The 5,767-nt window shown below is 69.3% G+C and carries 5 protein-coding genes and 2 pseudogenes; all 7 read right to left on the minus strand.

What is annotated here, in order from left to right:
- Positions 1–819 (minus strand): annotated as a pseudogene (locus V7E05_RS13290) (polyribonucleotide nucleotidyltransferase); the annotation flags it as partial.
- Between the two features lie 409 nt (positions 820–1,228).
- Complete coding sequence (aqpZ, locus tag V7E05_RS13295) at positions 1,229–1,981, minus strand: aquaporin Z (RefSeq protein WP_442891682.1); 753 nt, start codon at positions 1,979–1,981, stop codon at positions 1,229–1,231.
- Positions 1,982–2,230: 249 nt separating this feature from the next.
- Positions 2,231–2,500, minus strand: a complete 270-nt coding sequence (rpsO, locus tag V7E05_RS13300) for a 30S ribosomal protein S15 (protein ID WP_333620121.1) — start codon at positions 2,498–2,500, stop codon at positions 2,231–2,233.
- A gap of 148 nt (positions 2,501–2,648) precedes the next feature.
- Entirely contained in the window at positions 2,649–3,653 is a 1,005-nt protein-coding gene (locus tag V7E05_RS13305; RefSeq protein ID WP_333620122.1) for a bifunctional riboflavin kinase/FAD synthetase, read from the minus strand.
- A gap of 95 nt (positions 3,654–3,748) precedes the next feature.
- Positions 3,749–4,666, minus strand: coding sequence for a tRNA pseudouridine(55) synthase TruB (gene truB, locus V7E05_RS13310; protein ID WP_333620123.1), 918 nt, complete (start codon positions 4,664–4,666; stop codon positions 3,749–3,751).
- 42 nt (positions 4,667–4,708) lie between these two features.
- A complete protein-coding gene (locus V7E05_RS13315) occupies positions 4,709–5,512 on the minus strand; it encodes a 4'-phosphopantetheinyl transferase family protein (RefSeq protein WP_333620124.1) in 804 nt (267 codons plus the stop codon).
- A pseudogene (locus tag V7E05_RS13320) lies at positions 5,509–5,767 on the minus strand (hypothetical protein); the annotation flags it as partial. The gene V7E05_RS13315 and the pseudogene V7E05_RS13320, both read right to left, overlap by 4 nt.

The following is a 5,767-nucleotide window of genomic DNA, read 5'->3' on the forward strand; positions in this document are numbered from 1 at the left end:
GGAGGTCTCCTTCGCAGAGACCTCCGCGAGCGCGGCCTGGGCGCCGCACAGCTCGGCGATGAAGGGCTTGGCGGCCTCGAGGCCCTCGGCGACGACCTCTTCGGTCGGGGCCTGGAGCCCGGAATTGACCTTGTCGACAACGGTGTCGGAGGCGCCAGCCTCGACCATCATGATCGCGACATCGGCGTTCTTGCCCTCGCCGGAGACGACGCGGCCCGCGACGACCATGTCGAAGACCGAGGCCTCGGTCTGCTCGACGGTCGGGAACGCGACCCACTGCCCCTTCGGGTTCTCGGCCGTGGGGATGAGCGAGACGCGGACGCCGCCGATCGGGCCGTTGAAGGGAAGGTCGGAGATCTGGGTCGACGCGGACGCGGCGTTGATCGCGACGACATCGTAGAGATCGGACGGGTTGAGGCTCATGACCGTGACGACGACCTGGATCTCGTTACGGAGGCCGGAGACGAACGACGGGCGCAGCGGCCGGTCGATGAGGCGCGCGGTGAGGATCGCGTCTGTGGACGGGCGGCCCTCGCGGCGGAAGAACGAGCCGGGGATGCGACCCGCGGCGTACATGCGCTCCTCGACATCGACCGTGAGCGGGAAGAAGTCGAAGCCCTCGCGGGGGTGCTTGCCGGCGGCGGTCGCCGAGAGGACCATCGTCTCCTCGTCGAGGTAGGCGACGACGGAGCCTGCGGCCTGACGGGCGAGAAGGCCGGTCTCGAAGCGGATCTCACGGCTGCCGAATGCGCCGTTGTCGATCGTGGCGACGGACTCGAACACGCCGCTCTCGATCTCGGTTGCCTTGTGTGAAGTCATATATGGAATTCCTGACTGTCGGTGTCGAACGAACTGCTGTCCGCGCATCACACCAGGACACGAGAGGAAAAGGTGGCGGCCTTCGATCGAAGCAGCCGAAAGTCTGTAGACGCAAAACCGTGCGAGACGAATCGCGAGCGTTCGGCTGCCACTACCGAGGACCGAGCCCCTTGTGTTCGCTCCGCGTCCCTATATGCGCTGACACGGCAGACTTTACCACTCCATCTGGCGAATTCCCGGTTCTCCCCGTCCCGCCTCCAGGTCGGCACTCCGCCGGGGCCGCCCAGCATGCCGGACTCTGCCCGACGGGCTGGGCCAGCCGGACGCGACCAGGCGAGCTCGCGGCAGAGCGCGCCGCAGACGCGAATTCGGGGCCCGCGTTTCGCGCGAGCCCCGAAACTCCGCTCCCCTAGCCGTCGGCTCCGACGCGTGCCTCTTGCTCGGCAGGAGTATCGTCCTCGTCCCCGGTCAGCGCCGCGTAGCTGACGCCCGCGATCGCCGCGCCGATGAGCGGAGCGAGGATGAAGACCCACACCTGTGCGAGGTGGTCGCCGCCGGCAAACCAGGCGACGCCGAGCGAGCGAGCAGGGTTGACCGAGGTGTTGGAGACCGGAATCGCGATGAGGTGAATGAGTGTGAGCGTGAGCCCGATCGCCAGCGGAGCGAATCCGGCGGGCGCCTTATTCGACGTGACGCCAAGGATGACCCACAGGAAGACCGCCGCGAGAACGATTTCGATGATGATGACCGAGAGCAGCGAGTAACCGTCGGGCGAGAACTCTCCGTATCCGTTGGTGGCGAAGCCGTTTTCCGAGGCGGAGAAGCCGTCCTTGCCCGAGGCGATCAAGTAGAGGACGCCGCCGGCCACCGATGCACCGACGATCTGCGTGACCCAGTACGGCACGACCGCCGACCATTCGACGCGCTTGGCGATGGCGCAGCCGAACGTGACGGCCGGGTTGAAGTGGCCGCCAGAGATATGACCGAGGGCGTAGGCGCCGGTGAGGACCGTGAGCCCGAAGGCGAGGGCGACGCCGACGAATCCGATCCCCATGTTGATCGTTCCGTCTTGGACCACCTTCGCGGCGAGTACGGCGGAACCGCAGCCACCGAAGACGAGCCAGAACGTACCGAGGAACTCCGCCCAGAGGCGGTGGGACATAGACGGGGTATGCATTTTGATCCTCTCACCTGCACGAACACGTGGATGATGCCTTACAGGCCCGAACTATAGTCTGCGGGATGGATCACTTTTGCGGATTCGGGACCCGTCGCTTCGCGACCTAAGTCGCGCCCCCTTGCGACCGAAGTCAAATGCCCTGTGCCCCCGCCGAAATGGCGGGGGCGCAGGGCATCAAGTCAATAGCGGCGCCTCGCGGCGCGCGGCCGGGCGCCTGGGGCGCCCGAAGTCTTAGCGGCGCAGGCCGAGGCGCTCGATGAGCGTACGGTAGCGCTGGATGTCGGTCTTCGCGACGTAGTTGAGCAGGCGACGGCGGCGGCCGACGAGGAGCAGCAGACCACGGCGGGAGTGGTGGTCGTGCTTGTGGTCCTTGAGGTGCTCGGTGAGCTCCGAGATACGCGCCGTGAGGAGCGCGACCTGGGCCTCGGGCGAGCCCGTGTCGGTCTCGTGGATGCCGAACTCGCTGAGGATCGACTTCTTCTTCTCGGTGGACAGTGCCATGAGTGTTCTCCGTTGTTCCAGTCCGCGCCGTGTGCGTCGGCCCGCGCCGCCGCGGACTGCAGCGGGGCCGAGGGACCACTTTACCGGGCGGTGGGGCACCGCCATAATCGCGGCGGGCGCCGGTCCCTGGCCAGACCACTGTGCCGGCTCAGGAGGCCGGCGGAATGCCCGTCTCCTCGTGGCATGTGCCGAGGAGCTCACGGGTGGTGCGCACGTCTCGCGCCATCGCCTCGAGGAGTTCGTCGACGCCCGAGAACTTCTCCATTCCGCGGACATAGCCGACGAATTCCACCGCCGCGCGGCGGCCGTAGAGGTCCCCGCTCTCGTCGAGAACGAAGGCCTCCACGGTCCTGTCGACGTCGTCGAAGGTCGGATTGGTGCCCACCGAGATCGCCGCCGGGTACCGGGTGTGGGTGGACATCGTCCCGGCTGCCGGGCCGTCGTCGCAGATGGTGAACCAGCCGGCGTAGACACCGTCGACGGGGACGCACTCGACCATGTCCGCCGCGAGGTTGGCAGTCGGATAGCCGAGCTCCTTGCCACCGCGGCCGAGACCGTGGATCACCTCGCCCGTGACCCGGTGCGGTCGCCCGAGCATCTGCGCAGCCGCGCCGACCTCCCCACGGCCGAGAGCCTTTCGGACCGCGGTTGAGGAGACCACATCGGCCTCGCCGGGGGCGGAGGGCAAGAGATCTGCAACGTGGCACTCGATCCCGCGCGCCGCCGCGAGCTCGCGGAGCGTCTCCGCCGTACCGGCGGCCTTGAAACCGAAGGTGAAGTTCGAGCCGACGACGACGCTCGTGGCGTGGAGGCGATCGACCAGCAGGCGGTCGAAGAACTCCTCGGGGCTCCACGAGGCGATCTCCCGGTCGAAGGGGATGGCGAACACGGCATCGATGCCGTACTCCCCCGCGAGCTCGGCGCGCCGCTCGAGGGGCGTGAGCACCTCGGGGGCGGCTCCGGGCTTGATCACCTCGACCGGGTGGGTCGAGAAGGTCACCATCACCGACATCGTGCCCAGGCGTGCGGCGTCGGCCACGGCGCGGGCCAAGAGGAGCTGGTGTCCCCGGTGGATGCCGTCGAACACGCCGATGGCCACGCTCGCGCCGCGCGCACCGGTATCGATGTCTCGGAAGTCTCGCCACAATTGCACGGGCACTAGGTTACGCGCACGGCTACTCGGCCGGACTTTGCTCTCCGTTGCGTTCTCCAATTCGGCCTTCCCCCTACCTTTTTACGGCTGCACGCCTATTGCGGCCGCACGAGGAAGACCGGCGCCGCCCGGGAACCCGATTCCCGGAGCAGCGCGACGGGCACGCCCTCGGGGTCGACCGCGGCGACCGTGGCCTTCTCTCCCACCGGCTCCAGCCATTTCCCGTGGGCCAGGCCAATGGCCTCCTCCGCCGTCACGGGCCGGTGGGGGAAACAGTCGAGCACGGCGTCGTCGAGGGAAATGGAGACCTCCGCGTGCTCGGCGAGCTGGTCGAGCGTGCGCGCGACGGAGAGACCGAAATCGCCGACGCGGGTGCGGCGGAGAGCCGTGAGGTGCCCGCCGACGCCGAGGGCCTCGCCGAGGTCGCGCGCGAGCGAGCGGATGTAGGTTCCGGAAGAACAGTCGACGACGGCGTCGACGTCGAGCACGTCGGCCCCATCCGCGCCGGGGCGGACGTCGACGATCTCGAAGCGGTGGACCGTGACGGGGCGCGCCGGGATCTCGACGTCCTCGCCCGAGCGGACGCGCTCGTAGGCGCGTTTACCGGCGATCTTGATCGCGGAGACGGCGGCGGGCCGCTGCATGATCTCGCCGGTGAGGGCGGCGACGGGAGCGTCGAGGTCCTCGCGCCGCAGGTGCCCTGCGGGGGCGCTGGTGAGTGTCTCCCCTTCGGCATCGTCGGTACTCGTCAAGGCGCCGAGGCGGATGGTGGTCTCGTACGTCTTAGTGGTGAGTGACAGGTGCCCGAGCAGCTTGGTCGCGCGCTCGATACCGATGAGCAGGACGCCGGTCGCGGCCGGATCGAGCGTGCCGGCGTGCCCGACCTTCCGTGTGGCGAACGCGCGGCGGCAGCGCGAGACCACGTCGTGGCTCGTCATGCCCGCGGGCTTGTCGACGACGACGATGCCCGGCTCCGGGGGTGGTCCGCTCCTACGCGCTTTCGACTTCGACATGCTCTCCTGCTCTGGCTGTGGTGTGGGTATCGAGCCCGGGGTTTAGTCGCACCCTGCGGCTGCACCGGTGCCCGGCTCGCCGTGGACGCCCGCATGCGGCAGCGCGATCGCGGCGACGACGAAGCCCGCGGCGATAACCCAGCGTCCCCGCAATTCTTCCAGCGGCGCCCCGCCGTCGACCACTCCGGGCTCGACGAGGATGCGCGAAGTGAATCCGCCCGTTGCCGTTAGCCCCACGCGGTCCGTGCCGAGCTCCTCGACGGAGAAGCGAATCTCCGCGTCCTCGAAACCGAGCCAGCGGCGGGTGAGCGGGAACCACGCCTTGTACGTCGCCTCCTTGGCAGAGAAGAGGAGCTTGTCGACGCGGAGCTCGGGCTCGGCGGCGAGGATCGCCGTCACCCATTCGCGTTCTGCAGGGAGGGATACCGCTCCGAGCACGCCGTCGGGGAGGGCGCCGTGCGGCTCCGCGTCGATCCCCACGCCGCGGACGTGCGCGTCATGAGCCACCGCCGCCGCGCGCAACCCCTCGGTGTGGGTGAGCGTGCCCACGGCCCCGGGGGGAAAGATCGGGACGCCGCGCGCGCCCTTGAGGATCGCCGCCGGCGCGAAGCCCGCCCGAGACAACGCCGCGCGGGCGCACGTCCGCACGGCGGCGAACTCGGCGCGGCGCCGCTCGGCGTAAGTCTCGCTGAGCCGGGCCTCCGCGGGAAAGAGGGAGTCGATGGCCGAGCGTTCGTCCGCGCCGCCGGCGAGCGCCTCGTCCCACGACGCGACGTAGACCTCGCCGGGCAGCACGGAGCGGAGGAGGTCACCGGTGGATCCCGGCGTGTGCTCGTTCGGGCTCACGGGTTCCTCACCCTCTCCCAGACCTCCGGTTCGATCTGCTCGCGGAACGGTGTGCCGCGCTCGCCTGGGGCGGCGATGTGGGGCCCTCCGGAGACCGGATCGGTCTCCTCGCCGACGGCGTCTCCCGCTCCTTCGAGCCACTGCACCGGCGGCGCGGCGGGCACGGGGAGGATTTGCCTGGCCAGCGGCACGGGGTGTCCGCGTCTCTGCCATTCCCGCGGGTAGCCGAGCGAGACCTCCTCGTAGCGGACGCCC

It is taken from the genome of Dietzia sp. (assembly GCF_036741115.1).
Lineage (GTDB): Bacteria > Actinomycetota > Actinomycetes > Mycobacteriales > Mycobacteriaceae > Dietzia.